Source organism: Actinomyces timonensis, assembly GCF_040702965.1.
Lineage (GTDB): Bacteria > Actinomycetota > Actinomycetes > Actinomycetales > Actinomycetaceae > Actinomyces > Actinomyces timonensis_A.
The window spans coordinates 1,330,792-1,354,240 of record NZ_CP159989.1 but is presented as its reverse complement, the minus strand read 5'-3'; the positions used below and the strand labels follow the sequence as shown (position 1 = coordinate 1,354,240).

At 71.5% G+C, this 23,449-nt stretch carries 13 protein-coding genes, 4 tRNA genes and 2 pseudogenes; 3 read left to right on the top strand and 16 right to left on the bottom strand.

Features of this window, described 5'->3' with window-relative positions; translation table 11 throughout:
* The 8 genes and pseudogenes from rapZ to ABXS69_RS05865 all read right to left on the bottom strand — a co-directional run bounded on the left by rapZ (nt 1) and on the right by ABXS69_RS05865 (nt 8,359).
* Nucleotides 1-1,005 carry an RNase adapter RapZ gene (gene rapZ, locus ABXS69_RS05900; RefSeq protein WP_366179845.1) on the bottom strand — a complete coding sequence of 335 codons (1,005 nt, stop codon included), beginning with the start codon at nt 1,003-1,005 and terminating at the stop codon, nt 1-3.
* Nucleotides 1,006-1,160: 155 nt separating this feature from the next.
* On the bottom strand, nt 1,161-2,009 hold the full coding sequence (locus ABXS69_RS05895) for a PRD domain-containing protein (protein ID WP_366179844.1): 849 nt from the start codon (nt 2,007-2,009) through the stop codon (nt 1,161-1,163).
* 158 nt (nt 2,010-2,167) lie between these two features.
* Nucleotides 2,168-3,608 (bottom strand): annotated as a pseudogene (locus ABXS69_RS05890) (glycoside hydrolase family 1 protein).
* A gap of 49 nt (nt 3,609-3,657) precedes the next feature.
* Nucleotides 3,658-5,559, bottom strand: a complete 1,902-nt coding sequence (locus ABXS69_RS05885; RefSeq protein WP_366179843.1) for a beta-glucoside-specific PTS transporter subunit IIABC — start codon at nt 5,557-5,559, stop codon at nt 3,658-3,660.
* Nucleotides 5,560-5,837: 278 nt separating this feature from the next.
* Entirely contained in the window at nt 5,838-8,024 is a 2,187-nt protein-coding gene (gene uvrC / locus ABXS69_RS05880) for an excinuclease ABC subunit UvrC (RefSeq protein WP_366179842.1), read from the bottom strand.
* A 78-nt stretch (nt 8,025-8,102) separates the two neighbouring features.
* Nucleotides 8,103-8,174: transfer RNA gene (locus ABXS69_RS05875), tRNA-Val, on the bottom strand.
* Between the two features lies 1 nt (nt 8,175).
* Nucleotides 8,176-8,246: transfer RNA gene (locus tag ABXS69_RS05870), tRNA-Cys, on the bottom strand.
* 40 nt (nt 8,247-8,286) lie between these two features.
* Nucleotides 8,287-8,359: transfer RNA gene (locus tag ABXS69_RS05865), tRNA-Gly, on the bottom strand.
* A 158-nt stretch (nt 8,360-8,517) separates the two neighbouring features.
* Between ABXS69_RS05865 and ABXS69_RS05860 the strand changes: the two genes are divergently transcribed.
* Nucleotides 8,518-8,593, top strand: a tRNA-Val gene (locus ABXS69_RS05860).
* A 50-nt stretch (nt 8,594-8,643) separates the two neighbouring features.
* Here the strand turns inward: ABXS69_RS05860 and ABXS69_RS05855 are convergent.
* From ABXS69_RS05855 to pdxS, 3 genes are all read right to left on the bottom strand, one after another.
* A complete protein-coding gene (locus ABXS69_RS05855) occupies nt 8,644-10,020 on the bottom strand; it encodes a UTP--glucose-1-phosphate uridylyltransferase (protein WP_366179841.1) in 1,377 nt (458 codons plus the stop codon).
* 101 nt (nt 10,021-10,121) lie between these two features.
* A complete protein-coding gene (pdxT, locus tag ABXS69_RS05850; RefSeq protein WP_366179840.1) occupies nt 10,122-10,682 on the bottom strand; it encodes a pyridoxal 5'-phosphate synthase glutaminase subunit PdxT in 561 nt (186 codons plus the stop codon).
* Nucleotides 10,679-11,611: a pyridoxal 5'-phosphate synthase lyase subunit PdxS gene (gene pdxS, locus ABXS69_RS05845; RefSeq protein ID WP_366179839.1), complete on the bottom strand. Its 933-nt coding sequence runs from the start codon at nt 11,609-11,611 to the stop codon at nt 10,679-10,681. The genes pdxT and pdxS overlap by 4 nt, the downstream gene beginning before the upstream one ends.
* An 82-nt stretch (nt 11,612-11,693) precedes the next feature.
* On the opposite strand from pdxS, the gene ABXS69_RS05840 reads away from it, so the two are divergent.
* A complete protein-coding gene (locus ABXS69_RS05840; protein ID WP_366179838.1) occupies nt 11,694-13,100 on the top strand; it encodes a PLP-dependent aminotransferase family protein in 1,407 nt (468 codons plus the stop codon).
* A gap of 101 nt (nt 13,101-13,201) precedes the next feature.
* Here the strand turns inward: ABXS69_RS05840 and uvrA are convergent, their stop codons facing one another.
* Entirely contained in the window at nt 13,202-16,048 is a 2,847-nt protein-coding gene (uvrA, locus tag ABXS69_RS05835; RefSeq protein ID WP_366179837.1) for an excinuclease ABC subunit UvrA, read from the bottom strand.
* Nucleotides 16,049-16,158: 110 nt separating this feature from the next.
* Between uvrA and ABXS69_RS05830 the strand changes: the two genes are divergently transcribed.
* A complete protein-coding gene (locus ABXS69_RS05830) occupies nt 16,159-16,443 on the top strand; it encodes a YciI family protein (RefSeq protein WP_366179836.1) in 285 nt (94 codons plus the stop codon).
* Between the two features lie 99 nt (nt 16,444-16,542).
* Here the strand turns inward: ABXS69_RS05830 and ABXS69_RS05825 are convergent.
* From ABXS69_RS05825 to ABXS69_RS05810, 4 genes and pseudogenes are all read right to left on the bottom strand, one after another.
* Nucleotides 16,543-18,989, bottom strand: a pseudogene (locus ABXS69_RS05825) (HAD-IC family P-type ATPase).
* Nucleotides 18,983-20,017, bottom strand: a complete 1,035-nt coding sequence (locus tag ABXS69_RS05820) for a TerC family protein (protein ID WP_366179835.1) — start codon at nt 20,015-20,017, stop codon at nt 18,983-18,985. Before ABXS69_RS05820 ends, ABXS69_RS05825 begins: the two are co-directional and overlap by 7 nt.
* Nucleotides 20,018-20,365: 348 nt before the next feature.
* Nucleotides 20,366-21,970 (bottom strand): ABC transporter, encoded by a 1,605-nt coding sequence (locus ABXS69_RS05815; protein WP_366179834.1) that lies wholly within the window; start codon nt 21,968-21,970, stop codon nt 20,366-20,368.
* Nucleotides 21,967-23,304 (bottom strand): glycosyltransferase family 2 protein, encoded by a 1,338-nt coding sequence (locus ABXS69_RS05810; protein ID WP_366179833.1) that lies wholly within the window; start codon nt 23,302-23,304, stop codon nt 21,967-21,969. The genes ABXS69_RS05815 and ABXS69_RS05810 overlap by 4 nt, the downstream gene beginning before the upstream one ends.
* Between the last annotated feature and the right edge of the window lie 145 nt (nt 23,305-23,449).

Sequence of the window (23,449 nt, the reverse complement as noted above, 5' to 3'; positions counted from 1 at the left end):
TCACTCCCGTCCGAGGTCGCGGTGCTGGGTGTTGACGCGGAAGCCGCGCGAGCGCAGGTGCGCCGAGAGGCGCTCGGCGGAGGCGACGGAGCGGTGCTTGCCTCCGGTGCAGCCCACGGCGATGGTGACGTTGGGCTTGAGTTCGTCGACGTAATGGGGCAGCGCGGGCGCGAGCAGGTCGGCGTACCCGTCGACGAAGGCCGCGGCACCGGGCTGGCGGAACACGTACTCGGCCACGGGGCCGTCGCGCCCGGTGAGGTGGCGAAGCTCGGAGACCCAGTACGGGTTCGGGATGAAGCGGACGTCGAGGACGTGGTCGGCGTCGACGGGCAGGCCGTACTTGAAGCCGAAGCTCATGATGTTGACGCGCAGCGCGAGGTCTGACTCCGTGGCCACGAGGTCTCGCACGCGGCGGGCGAGGTCGTGGACGGACAGGTCGGTGGTGTCGATGACCATGTCCGCGGCGCCCTTGAGACCGCCCAGCAGCGTGCGCTCGTGCTCGATGCCGTCGAGGATGGAGGAGGTGCCCTGCAGCGGGTGGGGCCGGCGGGAGGACTCGAAGCGCCGCACCAGGACGGCGTCGGAGGCGTCGAGGAAGAGGACGCGCACATTGGTCCCGCCCTCGCGCAGCTCGGCGAGGTAGCGCATGAAGTGGGCGAAGAACTCCCGGCTGCGCACGTCGACGACGGCGGCGAGCCGGTGGACGCCCGCGCCGACGGTGGTCATCATGCCGGCCAGCGCCGGCAGCAGCTGGGGCGGGAGGTTGTCGACGACGTACCAGTCGAGGTCCTCCAGGGCGTTGGCGGCCCGGGAGCGGCCGGCCCCGGACATGCCGGTGACGATGATCATCTGGGGGCTGGTGGCGGGGGCCACGGGCGGCGCCTCCTCGTCGATCCGGGGGATCTCGATGGGCACCGTGTCCTGGCGGGGCCCAACGGCCCGGTCGCCGTCGGCGTCGTCCTCGCGCCCGGAGGACCGGGGCCGTGGCGTGCGATGATTCTCCATGGGCCAAGCATGGCATGACGGGCGGGGCCGTACCCCGCTCCCCGCCCCATCGAGACCGGTCGAAAACGGCATCGAGACCGGTCGGCCCTCCACAGACCGGGCCGAGGAGGCCCCTGTCGCGGGGCAGTGGTTCCAGGCGTCCCCGGTATCGCCCGCTACCGCCCCGCTGAGGTGGAGGAGTCGAGGAGCCGTGCGATGTGGATGGCCAGATAACTGATCTCGTCCGGCCGGACCGTGATCCCGATCCGCTCCTGGAGGAGGGAGGCCACCTCCTCGGCGAGCCTGAAGGCGTCGGGATAGCGCCCGCGCAGAGGCGCAGCGATGATATCGGCGGTTCCATCGTCGATCTGGGCGCCGGTGCGCGCGCGGGCGAGGAAGTAGCGCAAGTGGGTGGCGAACCGGGCGGCGTGGATGGAGCCCTGATCGATGCCGTCGGGCGCGGCGCCGTCGATCAGCTCGATCGCCCGGGCCACGATCCGGGACTGCGCCGCGGCCTCCTGGAGGGAGCCGGCCCCGGTGGAGGCGGCGAAGAGGTGGAGCGCGAGGGCGAAGGCCTCGCCGTCGGGCAGGCGCACGGCCTGGGAGGCGTTGAGGTCGGCCACCATCCGCTCGGCCAGGCGCAGTTCCTCGGGGTGGAGGTGGGCGACCTCGGCACGTAGGGGGTAGTCCATCCGCTCGCCGCGCCGGGCGCGCTCGAGGGCCTGGTGGACGTGGTCGACGACGGCGATGAGGCCCGCCGAGGTGATGGTGGCCCCGAGGTCCTTGACCGCCCGGGTGAAGACCTCCTCGATGAGGGTGATGCGGCCAAGCGGGATCTCGGAGAGCATCTGGCCCACGAGGCCGGCGTCCTGCGCGGTGACGTAGCGGCGGGCGATGAGGGACTCGTCGAGGCCCTGGCCCGCCTTGCGCCCGAAGGCGAGTCCCCGGCCCGTGGCGACGACCTCCCGCCCCAGGGCATCACGGGCCAGAACGACGTTGTTGTTGAACACCCGCAGGATTCTCACTCCCCGAGTCTGCCACACCGCGCTCACCCCTCCCATCGAGACCGGTCGAGAACTGGACCGAGACCGGTCCGCTCCCCACAGCCCCGGTCCCGGCCCGGGGCCTTCCCGCGCCGGCCGTGGTTCCCGGGCCGGCGCTGAGGCCGGCCCGGGAACGGTCGTCAGCCGCCGGACACCCGGAGCGTCGCCCCGTTGGACGCGATGAGCTCCTTGTACCAGCCGAAGGACTTCTTGCGGTAACGCGCCAGGCTGCCCGCGCCGTCGTCGTCGCGATCGACGTAGATGAAGCCGTAGCGCTTGGACATCTGGGCCGTGGAGGCCGAGACGCAGTCGATGCAGCCCCAGGAGGTGTAGCCCATGACCTCGACGCCGTCGGCAATGGCCTCGGCCACCTGAACGAGGTGGTCGTTCATGTAGGCGATGCGGTAGTCATCCTCGACGGTAGGCCCGTCGGGGCCCTCGATGAGCTCGTCCTTTGCCCCCAGCCCGTTCTCGACGACGAACAGCGGCTTGCCCCAGCGGTCCCAGAACTGGTTGAGGATGATGCGCAGGCCGATCGGGTCGATCTGCCAGCCCCACTCCGAGGCGCTGAGGGTCGGGTTGGGCACGCCGCCCATGATGTTGCCCGGCCCGTGGCCCCCCTCCGGGTTGGCGGTGTCGCACACGGACATGTAGTAGGAGAAGGACACGAAATCTACCGTGTGCTCCTTGAGGGTGGCCAGGTCGCCCTCGGCGATGTCGAGCTCGATGCCCTTGTCGGCCAGGGTCCGCAGGAGGTAGCCGGGGTACTCGCCGCGCACGTGGACATCGGAGAAGGCGAGGTTGGCGTGGTCGGCCTCCAGGCAGGTGAGAACGTCGCGCGGGTCGGGGGTCAGCGGGTAGATCGGCACGCCGATGACCATGCACCCCACCTTGATATCGGGGTTGATCTCGTGGGCGATCCTCGTGGCGCTCGCCGAGGCGACGAGCTCGTGGTGGATCGCCTGGTAGAGGTCCTTGGGCGCGAGACGCTCCTTGGGCGTGTTGATGCCCCCTGACAGGAGGGGCTCGTGCAGCACGGAGTTGATCTCGTTGAAGGTGAGCCAGTACTTGACGCGGTGGCCGTAGCGCTCGATCACTGTGCGGGCGTAGCGCTCGTAGAAGCCGATGAGGCGCCGGTCGGTCCAGCCGTCGTAGGCCTCCGCGAGATGCAGCGGGGTCTCGTAGTGGCTGAGGGTGACGAGTGGCTCGATGCCGTGCTTCTCGAAGCTCATCCAGGACGCGGTCGTAGAAGGCCAGGCCCGCCTCGTTGGGCTCGGTCTCATCACCGAGGGGGAAGACGCGGGACCACGCGATGGAGAAGCGGTAGACCTTGAAGCCCATCTCGGCGAACAGCGCGATGTCCTCGGCGTAGCGGTGGTAGAAGTCGATCGCCTCGAGCTTGAGGTTGTCGGGGGTCGGCCTCTCGGTGCGAGGGGCGACGATGCCCCTGGGCATGACGTCCTGGATGGACAGTCCCTTGCCGTCGGCGTCGTAGGCGCCCTCGACCTGGTTGGCGGCGGTGGCGCCTCCCCAGAGGAATCCCTCGGGGAATCGGGGCGTGAACGTCGTTGATCCTGTCATTCTGGTCTCCTTGGTCGTTCGCGGATGAGGATGGTCTGCTGGCGGGGCGTCAGTGGTCGATCTCGACGATGGCCTCACCCGCGCGCACATCGCCGTCGACGATGGGCACGACGGCGCCCAGGCCGGCGGAGGAGGTGACCACGACGATAGTGGTGGTGTCATAGCCGGCGGCGCGCACGGCCTCGAGGTCGACGTCGACGAGCGGGTCGCCGGCGATCACGCGGTCCCCCACGGCCACGCGCGGCGTGAAGCCCGCGCCCTTGAGGTTGACGGTGTCGATGCCCACGTGGATGAGGATCTCGACGCCGTCGCCGGTCCTGATGCCGAAGGCGTGCCCAGTCTCCATGGCGGTGATGACCGTCCCCGCTGCCGGTGCGCAGAGGTGGCCGGAGGCCGGGACGATGCCGACGCCGTTGCCCAGCGCCCCCGAGGAGAACACCGGGTCCTTGACCCTCTCCAGCGGGACGGCGGAGCCGCCGACGGGGGCGACGAGCGCGGTGGTGGGCTCGGCGTCGGCGGCAGCGCTGGAGCCGGTGGTCGCGGCGGGCCCGGCGGCGCCGACCGCCCGCTCCCCCGGCCCGGCATCGGCGTTGTCCTTCACGCCGAACATGAAGGTGAGGGTGAAGGCGATGGCGACGGCGACGATGACGCCGATGAGCCACAGGGTGAAGTGCGGGGTCTCCAGGTAGGCGGGCAGGGCGATGAGCGAGGGGAAGACCCCTGCCTGTGAGACCCGTCCTCCGGCGAGGGCCCCGATGGCCCCTCCGACGGCGCCGCCGAGCACGCCGAAGTAGAAGGGGAGCTTCCGGGGCAGGTTGATGCCGTAGATGATCGGCTCGGTCACGCCCGCGAGGAATCCGGACAGGGAGGCGGGGCCGGCGAGCTCGCGGACCTCGGCGTTGCGGCTGCGGAGCATGACGGCGAGGCCGGCGGCGGCCTGCGCGAGGACGGCCGCCTCGATGGGCCCGTAGATGAGGGAGTAACCGTTGGTGGTGATCTCCTGGGTCATGATGGGCACGAGGCCCCAGTGGAGGCCGAACATGACGAAGACCCGCCAGAACCCGCCGATGACGATGCCGCCGAGGAGCGGGAAGTGGACGAAGAGCCACTGGACGCCCGTGGCGATGCCGTTGGCGACGGTGGTGGTGAGCGGGCCGATGGTGAGCAGGGTGAGGGGGACCATGACGAGCACGGTGATCCAAGGGGTCATGAAGTTGCGGAAGGCGCTGGGGATGACCCGGTCGCAGGCCCTCTCCAGATGGCTCTGCACCCACACGGCCACGACGATGGGCAGCACCGAGGACGTGTAGCTCATGATGATCAGCGGGATGCCGAGGAAGCTGTGGGAGCCGCCGTCGTTCATCGCGATGATCGAGGGGTAGACCAGCGCCCCTCCGATCGCCATCGCGGTGAACTGGTTCGCCTTGAAGTGCCTGGCCGCGGTCACCGCGAGCACGATCGGGAGGAAGTTGATGAAGGCGTCGGCGGCCGCGTTGAGAACCGTGTAGGTGTCCGAGGCCCGGTCGATCCAGCCGAAGGTGGCGAACATGGCGAGGAAGGCCTTGAACAGGCCGGTTGCCGCCAGGGTCCACACCACCGGGGAGAAGATCGCTGAGACGAGGGCGATGAATGCGTCCAGCGGGTTGCGCCTCGGCGCCGTCCGGGCGTCATCGTCATCGCCCTTGCCCGCGTCGAGCCCCGGCAGGAGCGCCTGCATCTGGGCGAAGAGCAGCGGGACGTCATTGCCGATGACCACCTGGTACTGGCCGCCCGCCTGCACCACGGTGATCACGCCCCTCATGCGCTTGACCGCGTCGGTGTCCGCCTTGGAGGCGTCCTTGAGGACGAATCGCATGCGGGTGGCGCAGTGGGAGAGCGCGGAGACGTTCTCCCCTCCCCCGATCCGCTCGAGCAGGTCCGGCGCCATTGCCGCGTAATCGACTTTTGCCACGAAGAGCCTCCTTGCCTTCCCGTGATCCGCGCGAAGGCAACAAAAAAGACCCGAGGCGCTCATCACGCGACCGGCGTGAGGCGTCTCAGGTCTTGCCCCCGGAGGGTCACAATCCTGGTGGGCTATCTGCCCATGAGCAACGCTAGGAGGATCGCTCTTGGTGCGTCAAGGGCGCCCTCGCATGCCGGACATCACACCGAAGGAGGAGGGGGCATGGGCATCCCGGCCACGACCAGGATCCTCCTGATCGACGTCGACGGCGCGCTCGTCGCCCGGCCTCATCCCGCCGACTCGCCCCTGCCGCCCAGGCGCTCGTGGATGGCGGCGGCGAGCGCCGGGCCGATGCCCTTGACGCCGGCGATCTGCTCCACGCTGGCGGCGCGCAGGCGCTTGACCGATCCGAAGGCCTTGAGGAGCGCGGCCTGGCGGGCGGGCCCGAGGCCGGGGACGTCGTCGAGCGCGGAGCGGGTCATGCCGGCGGAGCGCCTGGCCCGATGGTGGGTGATGGCGAAGCGGTGGGACTCGTCGCGCAGGTGCTGAAGGAGGTAGAGCGCGGGCGAGGTGCGCGGGAGGATGACGGGGAACTCGTCACCGGGGATCCAGATCTCCTCCAGGCGTTTGGCCAGGCCGACGATCGGGGTGTCGATGCCGAGCTCGTCCAGGGCGGCGCGGGCCGCCCCGACCTGCGGCAGCCCGCCGTCGACGACGACGAGGCCGGGCGCGTAGGAGAAGCGCTTGGCCCGCCCCGTCCCGGGATCGATGGGCCCGGAGACGACGGCGACGCCCTCGGCGTCCTCGACCTGCTCGGCGGCCTCCGTCGCGCTCAGCTCCGCCGTGCTCCGGCCCTGCTCGGCGAGGAGCCGCTTGAAGCGCCGGGTGAGGACCTCGCTCATGGCGGCGGTGTCATCGGCCGCGCCACCGCCGTCCTCGCCGCGGATGATGAAGCGGCGGTAGTCGGACTTGCGGGGGGCGCCGTCCTCGAAGACCACCATGGAGCCGACCTGGTGGGTGCCCTGGGTGTGGGAGATGTCGTAGCACTCGATGCGCAGGGGCGCCTCGGACATGTCGAGGGCCTCGGCGAGCTCGTCGAGGGCGGCGGAGCGCTGAGTGAGATCGCCGGCCCGCCGGGTCTTGTGGAGCCGCAGGGCCTCCTCGGCGTTCTTGCGCACGGTCTCCATGAGGGCCGCCTTGTCCCCTCGGGCGGGGACGCGCAGGTCGACGGCGGCGCCGCGCAGCCCAGAGAGCCAGGCCTTCACGGCGGGGGCGTCATCGGGTAGGACGGGGACGAGCACCTCGCGGGGCACGGCGGTGGTGGAGGCGTGGGCGACGTCGTCGACGCTGGTGGCCGCGGCATCGGCTCGCCTGGGGACGGGCTCGTCCTCGCGTCGGGCGCGCGGGGCCGGGGAGGCGGGCGCGCGCCCGACGCCGACGGAGGTGGTGGGACCGGAGACGGGCCCGCTGGGAGCGGCGGGGGCGGCCCCCGAGCCGGCCGGCGATCGCCCGAGAGCGCCGGTGTCCCCGGGGTCGAGGAGGTCGGCGTAGACCTGCTGGATGAGGCGCTCGATGAGGTCTGAGTCCGTGGCGTCGTCCGGGGTGTCGATGACCCAGCCGCGCTGGCCACGGATGCGCCCGCCGCGGACGTGGAAGACCTGGACGGCGGCGGTGAGCTCGTCGCGCACGAGGCCGAACACGTCGGCGTCGGTGGCGTCGGGCAGGACCACGGCATTGCGCTCGATGACCTTGCGCAGCGCGGCGGCGTCGTCGCGCAGGCGGGCGGCCTTCTCGAAGTCGAGCGCGCCGGCGGCGGCGCGCATCTGGGCCTCGACCTCGCGCAGATAGGGCCCGGTGCGGCCGGCGAGGAAGGAGCAGAGGTCCTCAGCGAGGGCCCGGTGGTCGGGGGCGGAGACGCGGCCGACGCAGGGGGCGGAGCATTTGTCGATGTACCCCAGGAGGCAGGGGCGTCCGGCGGTCCTGGCGCGCCGGAAGACACCGGCGGAGCAGGAGCGCACGGGGAAGACGCGCAGGAGCTGGTCGAGGGTGTCGCGGATGGACCAGGCCTGGACGTAGGGGCCGAAGTACCGGGCCCCGCGCTTGCGCGCCCCGCGCACCACCTGGGCGCGGGGGAACTCCTCACCCAGGGAGATCATGAGATAGGGGTAGGACTTGTCGTCCTTGTACATGACGTTGAAGCGCGGGTTGAACTCCTTGATCCAGGAGTACTCCAGGGCGAGGGACTCCACCTCGGTGGCCACGACGGTCCACTCGACGGCGCAGGCGGTGGTCACCATCTTCTGGGTGCGCGGGTGCAGGGCCGCCAGGTCCTGGAAGTAGTTGCCCAGGCGCGCTCGCAGGTTCTTGGCCTTGCCGACGTAGATGACGCGGCCCTCGGGATCGAGGAAGCGGTAGACGCCGGGTGACGTAGGGATCTCGCCCGCGGCGGGCCGGTACGTCGAGGGGTCTGCCATGGCCGGTGCCTCACTCCCGCAGCCCGGGGACGGACAGAAAAACCCGGACCGTCGGGTCCGGGCGGGATGGGCTGCGAGTGGGCGATACTGGGTTCGAACCAGTGACCTCTTCCGTGTCAGGGAAGCGCGCTACCGCTGCGCCAATCGCCCGAGGTGGGTACCGGATTCGAACCGGTGTAAACGGCTTTGCAGGCCGGTGCCTAGCCTCTCGGCCAACCCACCAGTGAGATGCTGGGGGCTGGGTGGCCGCCCGGCTCCTCGGAGCGGATGACGGGACTCGAACCCGCGACCCTCACCTTGGCAAGGTGATGCTCTACCAACTGAGCCACATCCGCATGACTGCCCGCTCTCCCCGACTCAAGGCCGGATCGCTCGGTGCTGCGCAACCATATCACCACACCTCCGCGCCCACGCAAATGACATCGCGGTGACTCACCTCACCGGCCCCCCGTTTGCCGGAGGCGCCCGGTTCTGGCTAGTCTGTGCGGGCATCGGGCGATTGGCTCAGGGGTTAGAGCGCCTCGTTCACACCGAGGAGGTCACTGGTTCGATTCCAGTATCGCCCACCACGCCGAGTGGCGCCGTTCTCACCGAGCGGAGCGCCTCACTCGCGTCTCCCTCAGATCCTCGCCCCATCGGCGATGAAACCAGGTGAGCCCTCCTCCGTCACGACGGCGTCACCGGAGGCCACGACGCCCTCGCCGAAGGTCCAGTCGCCGCGCACCGTCAGCGTCCGCGCTCCCCGGATCGAGGGCACCCCGCCGGGGAACCGCGCCTCGAAGTCCTGGATCCTCTTGTAGTAGCGCGGGTCGAGGTCAACGGTGCAGGAGGTCTCGGAGACCATGCGCAGCAGGCCGTCCTCATCCACCTCGTACACGTCCGAACGCACGAGGAGGAGGTCGTTCGTCGTCTTGACCGGCAGGAATCGGCTGCGCGGCACCTCCACGGCGGTGGCGCCCTCGAAGGCCTCGACCGCCGCGCCCATCGCCGTCTCCAGCTGGTAGACCGGCGTTGAGGAGGCGTCAGAGGGGTCCACGGTCTTCTCATTGCGGATGAGCGGCAGGCCCAGGATGCCCCTCCTCTCGAAGAGCGTGGCGCGCAGGACCTCCAGGTCGAGCCAGATGTTGTTCGTGTGGAAGAAGGGGTGGCGGAACTGGTCGGTGAAGTAGCGCATCTCATCGGCCGGCGTCTGCGCGGTGTCCCTCAGGATGATGCGCCCATCGGACTTGCGCACCGCCAGGTGCCCGCCCTTGACGTCCGCCGGCGTGCGGCGGCACATCTCCGGGGCGTAGGGGGCGCCGGAGGCGGCGAACCACCCGGCGATGCGGGCCGAGGGAGCCGCGCCCAGGTTGTCCGCGTTCGACGTCATCGCGTACTTGTAGCCGCGCTCGATGAGGGCGTCGAGCACGCCGGAGGCCACGAGGCCGGTGTAGATGTCGCCGTGCCCCGGGGGGCACCACTCCAGGGAGGGGTCGGCCTCCCACTCGACCGGCTCGAGGTCGTCCTGCCGGATCTTCGGGACGCGGTTCTGGAGGAAGTCGAGCGGCAGGCCGTCGACGGCGATCCCTGGGTGACGCTCCAGCGCGGCCAGGGTGTCCTCTCGGGTGCGGAAGGAGTCCATGAAGATGAGCGGCAGGGTGGCGCCGTGCTTGGCGCGGGCTGCCTCCACCTGCCCCACGAGGAGGTCGAGGAAGGACTTGCCGTCGCGCACCGGCAGCAGGCTCTTGGCGCGGCTCATCCCCATCGAGGTGCCGAGCCCCCCGTTGAGCTTGATGAGGACCGTGCGCGACAGGGCCTCACGCGCGTCCTCGTCGCTGATCTCGACGTCGTCAATGGAGTCGATGGAGGTCAGCGGCTCGATCGTGCTCTCGGGGATGAGACCGGTGGCGCCGGCCTCCAGCTCCTCGTAGTAGTGGGTGAAGACGTCGATGGCCTCCGGGGCCGCCCCGCCCTGCCGCATCTTCTCCCGCGCCGCTCGCAATCCGCTCTCGCTCATGCGCCAGAGCCTACCCGCGCGACCGCCCGAATGGGAGCGATGCCAATCGGCGCTCCAGCAGCCGCTGGCCACGCCCGAAGGAACTCGGACGGGGCGCGGCCTCAGGCGAGCAGCTCGCTGTGGACGGTGGTGTCCCCCGTGAGCTCGGGATGGAAGGCGACCCCGATGATCCGCCCGCCCGCGCCGATCCGCTCGACGCCGACGACGCTGGGCTCCTCATCCGGCCGCCTCGGATCCGTCCACGTGGACAGCGCCTCCACGCCCTCCCCCACGCGGGTGATGCGCGGCGCCCGGATGAGGGCGGCCCGCACCTGCCCGCCGCGCCAGGGCAGGACGGCCTCGGCGGAGTCCACCTGAGGGCCGAAGGCGTTGCGCTCCACGTCGACGTCCAGCGCGCCCAGGCGCGCGAGCAGGATGAGGCCGGCGCAGGTGCCCAGGGTCGGCACCGCCCGAGCGGTGTCGACAAGGGCCTCCGTGAGGTCGAAGGCGGCGAGCAGGCGCAGGAGGGCGGTGGACTCGCCTCCGGGCAGGATGAGCGCGTCCAGGCGGGCCAGGTCGCCGGCGCGGCGCACGGGGACCGCCTCGCTCCCCAGCCCCTCCACCATCCGAGCGTGCTCAACCACCCCTCCCTGGAGGGCGAGGATGCCGACGCGCCGGCTCACCAGCCGCGCTCCGCCAGGCGGTGGGGCGCGGGCAGGTCGGCCACATTGATGCCGACCATCGCCTCGCCCAGGCCCCGGGAGACCTCGGCGATGACGGCTGGGTCGTCGTAGGCGGCGGTGGCGCGCACGATGGCGGCGGCGCGGGCGGCCGGGTCCCCGGACTTGAAGATCCCCGAGCCCACGAATACGCCATCAGCGCCGAGCTGCATCATCATGGCGGCGTCGGCCGGGGTCGCGATCCCCCCGGCGGTGAACAGCACCACGGGGAGGGCGCCGGTGCGCGCCATCTCGGCCACGAGCTCGTAGGGGGCGCGCAGCTCCTTGGCAGCGACGTACAGCTCGTCGGCGGGCAGGCCCCGCAAGCGGGCGATCTCGGCCTTGATCGCGCGGATGTGCCGGGTGGCCTCGGAGACGTCGCCGGTTCCGGCCTCGCCCTTGGACCGGATCATGGCAGCGCCCTCGGCGATGCGGCGCAGGGCCTCCCCGAGGTTGGTGGCGCCGCAGACGAAGGGGACGGTGAAGGACTGCTTGTCGATGTGGTTCGCGTAGTCGGCCGGGGAGAGCACCTCGGACTCGTCGATGTAGTCCACGCCGAGGTGCTGAAGGACCTGGGCCTCGACGAAGTGCCCGATGCGGGCCTTGGCCATGACGGGGATCGAGACGGCGTCGATGATGCCCGCGATGAGATCCGGGTCGGACATGCGGGCCACGCCCCCCTGGGCGCGGATGTCCGCCGGCACGCGCTCGAGCGCCATGACGGCGACGGCGCCCGCCTGCTCGGCGATGACCGCCTGCTCAGGTGTGACGACGTCCATGATGACGCCGCCCTTGAGCATGTCGGCCAGGCCGCGCTTGACGAGTGGGGAGCCGGTCGTGGGGGCGGGCACTGGGGGGACGGCGGGGAGCGAGGCGCTTGTGATGGTGGTCATGGCGCGATCCTCCTTGCTCGCGTGGCCCATCGATGAGTCCACATCTGAACGATTCTCATGGACCACCGCTATCCTTGCGGTCATGACTCCGAATCGACGGGCGCCCGCGGCCCGGGCGCGGCGGGAGAAGCCCTCCGGGTCGCCCCCGGGGCTTCCCGGGCGGCCGGGGCCGGAGCGGCCGGTCGCGGGGAGGTCGGTGCCGCAGCGGATCGTCGCCGATATCCACCAGCGGATCACCTCCGGCCTTCTCGCGCCGGGCGACCGGCTCCCGTCCTCCCGCCGGCTGGCCGCCGACCTGGGAGTCTCCCGAGGCAGCGTCGTGGCCGCCTACGAGCAGCTCATCGGCGAGGGCTACCTCATGGCGACGCATGGGGGCACGCGCGTCGACCCCGTACTCCCCCGGCCCGCCTCGCCCACCGCGTCCAGGGCTCGGTCGACCGCCGCGCCCCCCGGCCCATCCGCGCTGAGGCCGGGGGCGCCGGACGCCTCGGACGTGACATCGGCGCTGTGGCGGGCGGCCTGGCGCGCCGCCGCGGCCGATCCTCGGCCCCATCCGCCGCGGGGATCGGAGGAGCTGCGCGCGCTCCTGGCTGAGCACATGCGCCTGACCAGGCGCGTCACGATCGATCCCCATCGGATCCTCGTCACCGCTGGAGCCCGTGATGGTCTGCGACTCATCCTCTCCGCCCTGCGCGCCGCGGGGAGGATCGGCATCGAGAACCCCGGCTACCCCTCCCTTCGCGCCATCCCCGGCCTGCTGGGGTGGCGCGCGCGGCCCCTGGCCATGGACGCCGACGGCGCGCGGCCCGAGTCGCTGGAGGGGGTCGAGGCGGCGCTCCTCACCCCGAACCACCAGTTCCCCACCGGTGGGCGCATGCCAGCGGTACGGCGCCACGCGCTCCTGGCCGCGGCCTCGTCAAGCGGAACGCTGCTCATCGAGGACGACTTCGACGCCGAGCTCCATGAGGCGCCGGCGCCGCTGCTCGCCTCGGGGGTGGAGGGGCCTGTGGCGCTGCTGGGGTCGTTCTCGCCCAGCCTCACCCCCGCCCTGGGGCTCGGCTGGGCCGTCGTCCCCGAGGGGCTCGTCGACGACGTCGCCCAGCGCTGCGTCCCTGTGTCCGGGATCGTCCAGGACGCGATGACCCGCTACCTCCGCCAGGACGGCCTGCGCCGCCACGCGGCCAGGGCCCGCCGCCTCGACCGGAGGAGGCGCGGGGTGTTCCTCGAGGTCTTCCCCTCCGGCACGCCCATGGAGGGCGGGCTGCACGCCGTCGTGCCGCTGGCTCCGGGCGCCGATGAGGCCGCCGCCGTGGCGAGGGCCCGGGCGGCGGGGCTCGGCGTCGAGGGCCTGGGCTCCTACTGGTCGGTCGAGGGACGGGATGGTTGGCCGGGGATCGTCCTGGGACTGGGCAGTCGCTCCACGGAGCGGCTGCGCCAGCTGCTCGAAGAGCTGCGGGAGGCGCTGGGGCCTGAGAGCGTGCCGGGCTAGAGCCCCGGGCCGACGACCCCGGCGCGATTCCTCGGGGAGGGCTCACCAAGGAGATCCCGCGGAGGCCTCGCGAACGGTCCCCGGGCCCCTCCCCCGCCGCGTCAGCAGCGGCGCCGCTGGAGCACCTCGGCGAGGAACGCGCCCGTGTGGGACCCCGCCACCTCCGTGAGCTGCTCGGGGGTGCCCGTGGCCACCACGGTGCCACCGCCCTTGCCACCTTCAGGACCCATGTCGATGACCCAGTCGGCATTGGCGATGACGTCGAGGTTGTGCTCGATGACCACCACGGTGTTGCCCTTGTCGACGAGTCCCTGGAGCACCTCCAGGAGCTTACGGATGTCCTCGAAGTGCAGGCCGGTCGTCGGCTCGTCCAGGACGTAGATGGTGCGGCCGGTCGAGCGGCGCTGGAGCTCGGTGGCGAGCTTGACGCGCTGGGCCTCCCCGCCGGACAGCGTGGTGGCCGCCTGCCCCAGGCGCACGTAGCCGAGCCCCACCTCCACGAGGGTGCTGAGGTGCCGGGAGATGATGGGGGTGGAGGAGAAGAACTCGGCGGCGCGCTCGATCGTCATATCGAGCACGTCGGCGACGGTGCGGTCCTTGTAGCGGATCTCGAGGGTCTCGCGGTTGTACCGGGCCCCGTGGCACGCCTCGCAGGGGACGTAGACGTCCGGGAGGAAGTTCATCTCGATCTTGAGGGTGCCGTCGCCCTTGCAGGACTCGCAGCGCCCGCCCTTGACGTTGAAGGAGAAGCGGCCGGGCCCGTAGCCGCGGACCTTCGACTCGGGCACGGCGGCGAAGATCTTACGGATGTGGTCCCACACGCCGGTGTAGGTGGCGGGATTCGAGCGCGGCGTGCGGCCGATGGGCGACTGGTCGACGTGGACGACCTTGTCGAGCTGCTCGAGGCCGCGCACCGTCTTGTGGCGCCCGGGCACGCCGTGGGCGCGGTTGAGCCGGTTGGCGAGCACCTGGAAGAGGATGGAGTTGACCAGGGAGGACTTGCCGGAGCCTGAGACCCCGGTGACGGCGGTGAGCACGCCCAGGGGGAAGGCGACGGTGACGTCCTTCAAGTTGTTCTCCCGCGCGCCGACAACAGTCACCTGCCGTTTCTTGTCAACGAGCCGACGGGAGGGCGGGATCGGGATGCGGCGGCGCCCGGCGAGATAGTCGCCCGTGCAGGAGCCCTCGGCCTCCAGAAGGCCGGCGAGCTCGCCCGAGTGGATGACCTCGCCACCCTTCTCCCCCGCCCCGGGCCCGATGTCGACGATCCAGTCGGCGGAGCGGATGGTGTCCTCGTCGTGCTCGACGACGATGAGCGTGTTGCCCAGGTCGCGCAGCCGGGAGAGGGTCTCGATGAGGCGGGCGTTGTCCCTCTGGTGCAGGCCGATGCTGGGCTCGTCGAGGACGTAGAGGACGCCGACCAGCCCGGAGCCGATCTGGGTGGCCAGGCGGATGCGCTGGGCCTCGCCACCGGAGAGGGTGGCGGCGCCGCGCGAGAGGCTGAGGTAGTCCAATCCGACATCGACGAGGAAGCCCAGGCGGGCGTTGATCTCGGTGAGCACGGAGGAGGCGATCCGCTTGGCCTGGCCGGTGAGCTCCAGGCCGGCGAGGAAGTCCCGGCACTCCCCCACGGGAAGGTCGCAGAGCTCGGCGATGGACCTGCCCCCCACGCGCACGGCGAGGACCTCGGGCTTGAGGCGCGTGCCGGAGCAGACGGGGCAGGGCACCTCCCGCATGTAGCCCTGGTAGCGCTCCTTCGACCACTCGGACTCGGTCTCATCGTGCTTGCGCATGACGTAGTTGAGGACGCCCTCGAAGCCGGTGGAGTAGACGCGCTCGCGTCCCCACCGGTTGCGGTAGGTGACCTTGACCTCGTAGTCCCTGCCGCGCAGGATCGCGTCCTTGGCGCGCTCGGGAAGGGCTCGCCAAGGCGTGTTGATGTCGAAGCCGAGCTCGGCGCCGAGCGCGGACAGGGTCCGGTTGAAGTGCTTCTGGTGGATGGTCCAGGGGGCGACGGCGCCCTCGGCGAGAGTGAGCTCCTCGTCGGGGACGACGAGGTCGGGGTCCACCTCGAGGCGCACGCCGATGCCGGTGCACTCGGGGCAGGCGCCGTAGGGGGCGTTGAAGGAGAAGGTCCGGGGCTCCATCTCGTCCAGGGCGAGCTGGTGCTCGTTGGGGCAGGCGCGCTTCTCGGAGTAGCGGTGGAGGCGGGCGGGGTCGTCCTCGTCGCGGTCGACCTCCTCGATGATGACGATGCCGTCAGCCAGGCCGAGGGCCGTCTCCACGGAGTCGGTGAGGCGCCCCCGGATGCCCTCGCGGACGACGAGCCGGTCGATGACGACCTCGATGTCGTGCTTGAGGCGCTTGGACAGCTCGGGCGGGGCGTCGAGGCGGTGGGTGCCGCCGTCGACCCGCACCCGGTTGAAGCCGCGCGAGCGCAACTCCTCGAAGAGGTCGGCGTACTCGCCCTTCCGGCCGCGCACCACGGGCGCGAGGACCTGGAAGCGCGTCCCCTCGGGCAGGGAGCGGACGCGGTCGACGATCTGCTGGGGGGTCTGGGAGGCGATGACCGCGTCGCACACGGGGCAGTGCTGGATGCCGGCGCGCGCGTAGAGGAGGCGCAGGTAGTCGTAGACCTCGGTGACGGTGCCGACGGTGGAGCGGGGGTTGCGGGAGGTGGACTTCTGGTCGATGGAGACCGCTGGGGACAGTCCCTCGATGAAGTCGACGTCGGGCTTGTCCATCTGGCCGAGGAACTGCCGGGCGTAGGAGGACAGCGACTCCACGTACCTCCGCTGGCCCTCGGCGAACACCGTGTCGAAGGCGAGGGAGGACTTGCCGGAGCCGGACAGGCCGGTGAAGACGATCATCTTGTCGCGGGGCAGGTCGAGGCTGACGCCCTTGAGGTTGTGCTCGCGGGCTCCACGGATGATGAGGGTGTCGTTCACGGGCGCGAGTCTAGGCGCAGGCCGATGTCGTACATGTGTTCGACTCGCCACGCCAGGGCCGGCCTGTGCCACGGCTCACGCGCGCGCCCCCGAGAGGATAGGCTGCCGTCATGAGCAAGATCTTCGCCGTCGAATACACCTACGCCACCGGCCGGGACGAGGAGCTGTCCGCCATCCGCCCGAGCCACCGCGCCTTCAACGGGGCCCTCGCCGATCAGGGCCGCCTCATCGCCGCGGGCCCCTACACGGGCACCAGCAAGGCCCTCATCATCGTGCGCGCCGAGGACGCCGACGGCGCCCTGGCCCTCCTCGAGGACGATCCCTTCCAGCAGGCCGGGCTCATCGCCGAGCGCGCCCCGCGCGAGTGGAACCCCGTCATCGGCGGGATCGCATGATCATTGCCCCCAAGGGCTCCTAGCCCGCCCGGCCCAGCCCGATCACGGGCAGGCTCCTGCCGCGCGGGACGAGCAGGGGCGACCGCCTGATCGAGTGGTTCAGCCCCGCGAGCGGGCGCGGCGGCGCGCCACGTGGACCGCCTCCATGCCCGCGATGACGACCGCCGCCATGGCGACGACGATCAGCCATGTCGTGCCGGTCGGCCAGGCCAGGAGGAAGAAGCGGCGCACCGGCGGGATGACGACGCCGAGCACCGCCAGCGCTCCCATGAGGGCCACGAGCCCGAGCCGCCACCCCAGGAGCGGGCGCGCGGTGAGGGTGAGGAGGGCCAGGCCCGCCGCGACGAGAACGAGGGTGGTGCCGGAGGTGATCTGCTCGCGCGGCAGCGCCGCCCCCCACAGCCAGGCGCGCGCGGCCAGCGTCCCCGCCCCCGCGACGACGCCCGCGGGCACGGCCAGGGTGAGCACCCGCCAGAGGAACCCGGCGCGGTAGCGCTGGTTGGTCGGCGCGAGCGCCAGGACGAACGCCGGCACGCCGATGGTCAGGGAGGAGACGATGGTGAGCTTGCCGGGGCAGGAACGGGTAGGGGATCGCCGTGATCGCGACAGCGACGGCGATGAGGGAGGCGTAGACGGTCTTGGACAGGAACAGCGAGGCGATGCGCTCGGTGTTCGCCATGACGCGCCGCCCCTCGGCGACGACCCCGGGCAGGGCGGAGAACCTGCCGGTGAGCAGGACGAGGCGAGCCACGGCCTTGGTGGCCGGCGCGCCGTTGCCCATGGCGATGCCGAGGTCGGCGTGCTTGAGGGCGAGGGCGTCGTTGACGCCGTCGCCGGTCATGGCCACGGTGCGCCCGCGCGCCTGGAGGGCGGCGACGAGGGCCTTCTTCTGCTCGGGGACTACGCGGCCGAGCACCTGGGCGTCGGCGACGGCGTCGGCGAGGCGCTCCAGGTCGGCGGGGTCTTCCGCGGTGGTGGGCAGCTCACGGGCGTCGAGGACGGTGAGCTCCTCGCCGTCGGGGCGGGTGATGCCGGCGGCCCGCGCGACGGCGGCGACGGTGACCGGGTTGTCCCCGCTGATGACCTTGACATCGACGCCCTGGGCCCGGAAGTAGGAGAGGGTCTCGGGGGCGTCGGGGCGGACCTGCTCGGCGAGCATGACGAGGGCGGCCGGGCGCAGGCCGCTGGGCAGCGCGTGGTCCGCGCCGCTCTGGCCGCAGGCCTGCTCGGAGCGGGCGAGGGCGACGACGCGGGCGCCGGTGGCAGCCTCCTCGCGGGCCTGCTCGAGGGCGAGGGACCGGTGCGGGGCATCGTCGGGGCAGGCGCCGAGGACGATCTCGGGGGCGCCCATGATCCAGGTGGTCCCTTCGATCACGACAGCGGACCACTTGCGCCGGGAGGAGAAGGGAATGAGACCCTCGCTCACCGGGGCGGCGACGCGGGCGGGCCCCATGCCGGGCAGGCCCTCGCGCAGGGCCAGGGCGGTGGCGTTGGCGTCGCCGCCGGCGGCGAGGGCGTCGAGCGCGGCGAGGGCGGCCGGGTCGGCCGGCCCGCCGTCGGGGGCGGTGACATCGCGCAGGGCGATGCGGCCGGTGGTGATCGTTCCGGTCTTGTCCAGGCAGAGCGTGTCGACCCGGGCCAGGACCTCCACGGCGGGGAGCTCCTGGACGAGGACCTTCTGGCGGGCGAGCTTGAGGGAGGCCGTGGCGAAGTTGACGCTGGTGAGCAGGACGAGCCCCTGGGGGACCATGCCGACGACCCCCGCGATGCCGGCGACCATCGCGGGGCGCCATGCGCCTGACTCGATGGCGGCGGCCAGCCCCCCGGCCTGGCGCATCTGGGACCAGATGAGCAGGAGCGCCACGGGCACGATGACCCAGGAGATCCAGGTGAGGACCCGGTTGGTGCCGTCCTGGAAGCTCGGAGCGCACGGTGGAGAACTGGCGGGCCTCGCGGGCGAGCCGGTGGGCGTAGGCCTGCGCGCCGACGGCGGTGGCGCGCATGAGCGCGGAGCCGGCCGTCACGGTGGTGCCGGACAGGACCCGCCCGCCCTCCTGGGGCCGGACGGGGTCGGACTCCCCGGTGAGGATCGACTCGTCGACCTCAAGGCCGTCGGTGGACAGGATGGTTCCATCGGCGGGGATCTGCTCTCCCGAGCGCAGGCGGAGCAGGTCGTCGAGGACGACATCGGCGACGTCGATCTCGCTCTCGGCGCCGTCTCGGACGGCATGGGCGCGGGGCGCCTCCAGGACGGCGAGGCGGTCGAGGGCGCGCTTGGCGCGGATCTCGGCGATGGTGCCGGTGGAGGTGTTGAGGAGGAGCACGAAGCCGAACAGGGCATCAGCCCAGTGCCCGATGAGGAGGATGAGGACGAGCGCGGCGCCGAGGATCGCGTTGAAGATCGTCAGGACGTTGGCGCGCAGGATGTCCCACGCGGCGCGGGAGGTGGTCTCCTCGTACGCGTTGGTGAGGCCGTCTCTCACGCGCGCGGCGACCTCCTCCCCGCTCAGGCCGCCGACGGCCTCGGTGCCGGAGGCTCTCACCACGCGACCTTCTCCCGCTCGGCGGGGCCCTCGGCGGCGTCCTCGCGGGACTGGCGCTTGGAGGCGAGGACGGAGGCGATGACGGTGATGAGGATGACGACGACGATGAAGCCGAGCGAGACGGGGATGGATGGCTCGGGGATGGCCTCCCAGTGCTCGCCGCCGTTGATGAGGCCGACCTCGTTCTCATGCAGGGCGTGGTTGATGAGCTTGAGGCCGATGAAGCCGAGGATGGCGGCCAGGCCGTAGTGCAGGAAGACGAGGCGGTCGAGGAGGCCGTCGATGAGGAAGTAGAGCTGCCTCAGGCCCAGCAGGGAGAAGGCGTTCGCGGCGAACACGAGGAAGGGCTCAGCGGTCAGGGAGTAGATCGCGGGGATGGAGTCGACGGCGAACACGACGTCGGCGGTACCGATCGCGATGATGCACAGCGCCATGGGGGTGATCATGGTCCTCCCGCCGTGACGGTGGAGCACCTTTCCGCCGACGAATCCATCGGTCATGGGGATCACCCGGGCCACGAGCCGCACGAAGCGGGACGGCTCGTAGTCGTCGGCGCCGTGGTCGTCGGGGTCCTCGACGCCCTCGCGCGCCTGGGAGATCGCGGTCCAGATGAGCCAGGCCCCGAAGAGGTAAAAGATCGCGGAGAAGCTCTCGATGAGGGCGGCGCCGACGAGGATGAAGATGAGGCGGAGCACGAGCGCGATGACGATGCCCGCCAGCAGTACCTCCTGCTGGTACTTCCTGGGCACCCGGAAGGCGGCGATCATGATGACGAAGACGAAGAGGTTGTCGGCGCTCAGGGACTTCTCGACGATGTAGCCGGCGAAGTACTCGCCCCCGTAGCGGCCGCCCCAGATGGCCCAGACGATGCCGCCGAAGACGACGGCCACGGCGATGTAGGCGAGGGACCACCAGGCGGCTTCCCTCATCGTGGGCTCATGGGGGGTGCGCACGTGCCCGACGATGTCGATGGCGATCATGGTGAGGATAACGGCGGCGAGCGCCAGCCATCCGAGGGAGTGGACATCCACGCGGGTACCTCCGGTACGGACTCGAGTACCGAAGGTCTCCTCCCGCCAGCATCGCTCCCGGCTCGCGGGGCGACTGGCCTGCGGCGCCGGGGGCCGGCGGCCTGGGCCGCTGGTCCGCCGTGATGACGACGCCGCCGTTGGTGGGAGTACTCCCCTCCGACATGTGCGGTTGCGCCTCGCAGTCTAGCGGCCCGGCCACCACGGGTCGCGAGTCGATCGCGCCTCGGTCGTGTGATCCGCGCCAGGGAGCACCCTGCGGCGCTCAGCGCGGCCAGCGGTGCTGGATGCGGTCATCACGCCGCGGCGGGAGGGGCGAGGATCGCCTCGACCGAGCCGGGCCCCACGCCCTCAGGCGCCGTCGAAGCGGTAGAGGCGCCAGGTGAGGTCGCGGCCGTCCTTCCACTCCCTGACCAGGGTGGCCACGCCGGCGCCGTTCTCCCACATGCCCGGATAAGCCCTGTCCACCGCGTCCGCGGGAGCACTGTCCGGGGCGCTGATAAGCACGTAGGGGGCAGAGGAGCCGTGGGGATCCGCCAGGCGATCCTCGAAGTCGCGGTCGGTGGTGATGGTGAAGACCGTGGGCTCCTGGGAGGCGAGGACGATCGGGAATGAGTAGGCGACATCGGTGATGACCGCCCCCTCGCCGAGCCCCATGCCCTTGATGTCCCGGGCGATAGCGGCCTCCACCCCGTACTGGCCGCCGGCGGCGACCTCGCGCGCCAAGGCCTCCTCGCGAGCCAAGCGGGGGTCGCCCTCCGTGACCCAGGCGAGGGGGAGCGCCAGCACCACCGCGCCCACGAGGCCGACCACGAGGGCCCGCCGAGCCCGCCACCCGCGCGCGCCGCTGCCCACCGCCGCGACGAGGTAGCCGGCGGCGACCACGGCCAGCGGCACGGCGCAGATCTGAAAACGGATCCATCCGAAGGACAACCCCCGCAGGAAGGCGAGGTTCTGGAACAGCAGGACCGATCCGAAGACGAACACAGGGGCGAGGAGGGCCGGCTCCCGGCGCCGCCAGGCCACGACCAGGGCGATGATCGTCAGGGGGATCGCCAACGGCGCCGTGCGGAGCAGCTGCTCGGAGACATAGGTCAGCTGCGCGGCGCCGCCCGTCCCGACGATGCCATCGATGGAGGCCCGGAAGGTCCCAACCTGCGCCGAGTTGCCGTACTGGGAGGTGAAGGTCTCCAGCCAGGAGCCGACGACGATCCTGCTCGCCAGCGCCCACAGGCCGAACGCCGCCACGATGGGCGCGATGACCAGCGCGACGTCGAGGCAGGCGATGCCGAGGGCCCCGCCGGCGCCCTTCCGCCCGCGGAAGCGCAACCACGAGGCTCCTGCCACGAGCACGGCGGTGGCCGCGCCCGCCGCCAGCGCCTCGTAGCGCACGAGGTAGGCGATCCCGGCGCCCACCCCGACCTGGACCAGCAGCCAGGGCTTGGGATCGTCCAGCCACGACGCGAGCCGCAGGGCGATGAGCACGAAGATCAGAACGAGCATGGCCTCGCTGGCGCCCGTCGCCGCGCTGAGCAGCACCAGGGGATGGAGGGCGAAGGCGGCGGTGAGCAGGAGGCTCGTGGTGCCACGGGCCCCCAGGACCCCCAGCAGGCGGCGCATGAGTCCCACCGCGACCGCCCCGCACGCCGCGGACACGAGGCACCCCGCCACGGCCTTGGAGGCCAGCGCCGGCCAGATCGGCGTGAGCAGGAGGAGGGGGATGACGGCCAGCGAGGGCAGCGGGTTCCACACGAAGCCGATGGCGGCCAGGTGCGGATCCCGGCTGTGCATCGTGTAGTAGCCGTTGGCGACGCGGCTCATGGAATCGGGGAAGATGAGGTCGTGGGCACTGAGCCACCAGCCCACCCCGAGGTAGAGGACGAGCGCCGTGGCGACGACGCCCGCCTCGATCCTCCGCCGCCTCGTCCTGGCGGGATCGCGACGGCGCCCGCTCATGCCGCCACCCCCTCGGCCTGCTGCCCGGGCTGGGGGCTTCGCGCCTTGTGCAGGCCGTGCGCGGTCTTCTCCCAGTAGGAGGGCGCCGTGATGAGCTGCAGCACCGCCTTGAGCGCGGCCAGCCACATGAGGATCCAGTACAGCGGCATGAGGAGCGCGGGGATGAGGAGCCCCGGGCGCTCCATCTGCCGGGCGGTGAACAGCCCCATGTAGAGCACGGCGAGGTTGCCGAGGACGAGGCTCGCCATGCCCAGGTAGTAGACGGCGGGTGGGAACAGGGCGGCCACAGCCGGGTTGTGAGAGGTGAACCACACGATCGTCAGAGCCCAGAAGAACCCGTTGAGCGCCGAGAGCAGCGGCGTTCCCGCGATGAAGATGACGAGGCCGACCATGCCCCTCGCGCCGAGCTGGCGGCCGACGAGCCCGGGCCTGCGCACGTGGACGAGGAAGGTCTGCAGGTAGCCCTTGTACCAGCGGGAGCGCTGGCGGACCCAGTTGATGGCGTCGGGGTTGGCCTCCTCCCCCGTGCCCGAGTCGAGGACCCCCACGTGGTAGCCGGCGCGGGCCAGGCGCAGCCCCAGATCGGCGTCCTCGGTGACGTTCCAGGGGTCCCAGGCTCCGACCTGCCGCAGCACGTCGGAGCGGAAGTGGTTGGAGGTGCCGCCCAGTGGGATCGGCGCGCCGAGCGCGACGAGCCCGGGCAGGAGGTTGCCGAACCATGATCCATAGTCGAGCGCGAACCAGCGGGTGAGGAGGTTCTGGTCGGCGTTGTAGAAGCCCAGCCGGGCCTGGACGCAGGCGTAGCGGGGCCCGAGCCTCCTCATGGCGACGACGGCGCGCAGCAGCTGGAGGGGATCGGGCGAGTCCTCGGCGTCGTAGATCGTGCACATGCCGCCCTCGGAGGTGAGGAAGCCGTAGTTGCAGGCCTTCGGCTTCGTGCGCGGCTCATGGGCGGGCACTCGGACGATCCTCATGTGCCGCCCCAGGGCGATCCCGGCGGCGGCGTTGGTCTGCTCGTCGTCGGCCTCCAGGAGGAGGCGGACGTCGAGCAGGTGGCGCGGGTACTCCAGGCGCTCCAGCCTCGCTACGAGCTCTCCGAGCAGGGGCTCGTGGAACACCGGGACGAGCACGGTGTACCTGGGCAGCTCGGCGTCGGGCACGGCCCGCGCCTCCTCGTCGCTCACCGTGACCACGTGGCCGCCCTTGGCGCCCAGCTGGAACAGGGCGAGCCGGTAGACCAGCGCGATGGCGTAGACGATCGTGATGATCGCGACGACGGTGATCCCGGTGGCCCGCGGAACGAACACGAGGCCGATGATGACGAGGGCGATCACTCCGACCAGGACGGCTCTCTGCCACGCGACCAGCACCCCCCTGGCGGAGTACCCGGGAGCCGCCTCCGACAGGCCGTAGCAGGCGAGCTTCGAGCGCCCGCTCCTCCTGGCCCGCGAGCTCCAGCGGCTCCGGAAGATCGAGGAT

Bases quoted from the DNA above. Each gene is read 5' to 3' on its own strand.
- pdxS (WP_366179839.1), bottom strand. From the start codon at position 11,611: ATGACCACCATCACAAGCGCCTCGCTCCCCGCCGTCCCCCCAGTGCCC.
- ABXS69_RS05840 (WP_366179838.1), top strand. From the start codon at position 11,694: ATGACTCCGAATCGACGGGCGCCCGCGGCCCGGGCGCGGCGGGAGAAG.
- uvrC (WP_366179842.1), bottom strand. From the start codon at position 8,024: ATGGCAGACCCCTCGACGTACCGGCCCGCCGCGGGCGAGATCCCTACG.
- ABXS69_RS05855 (WP_366179841.1), bottom strand. From the start codon at position 10,020: ATGAGCGAGAGCGGATTGCGAGCGGCGCGGGAGAAGATGCGGCAGGGC.
- ABXS69_RS05830 (WP_366179836.1), top strand. From the start codon at position 16,159: ATGAGCAAGATCTTCGCCGTCGAATACACCTACGCCACCGGCCGGGAC.
- rapZ (WP_366179845.1), bottom strand. From the start codon at position 1,005: ATGGAGAATCATCGCACGCCACGGCCCCGGTCCTCCGGGCGCGAGGAC.
- ABXS69_RS05815 (WP_366179834.1), bottom strand. From the start codon at position 21,970: ATGAGCGGGCGCCGTCGCGATCCCGCCAGGACGAGGCGGCGGAGGATC.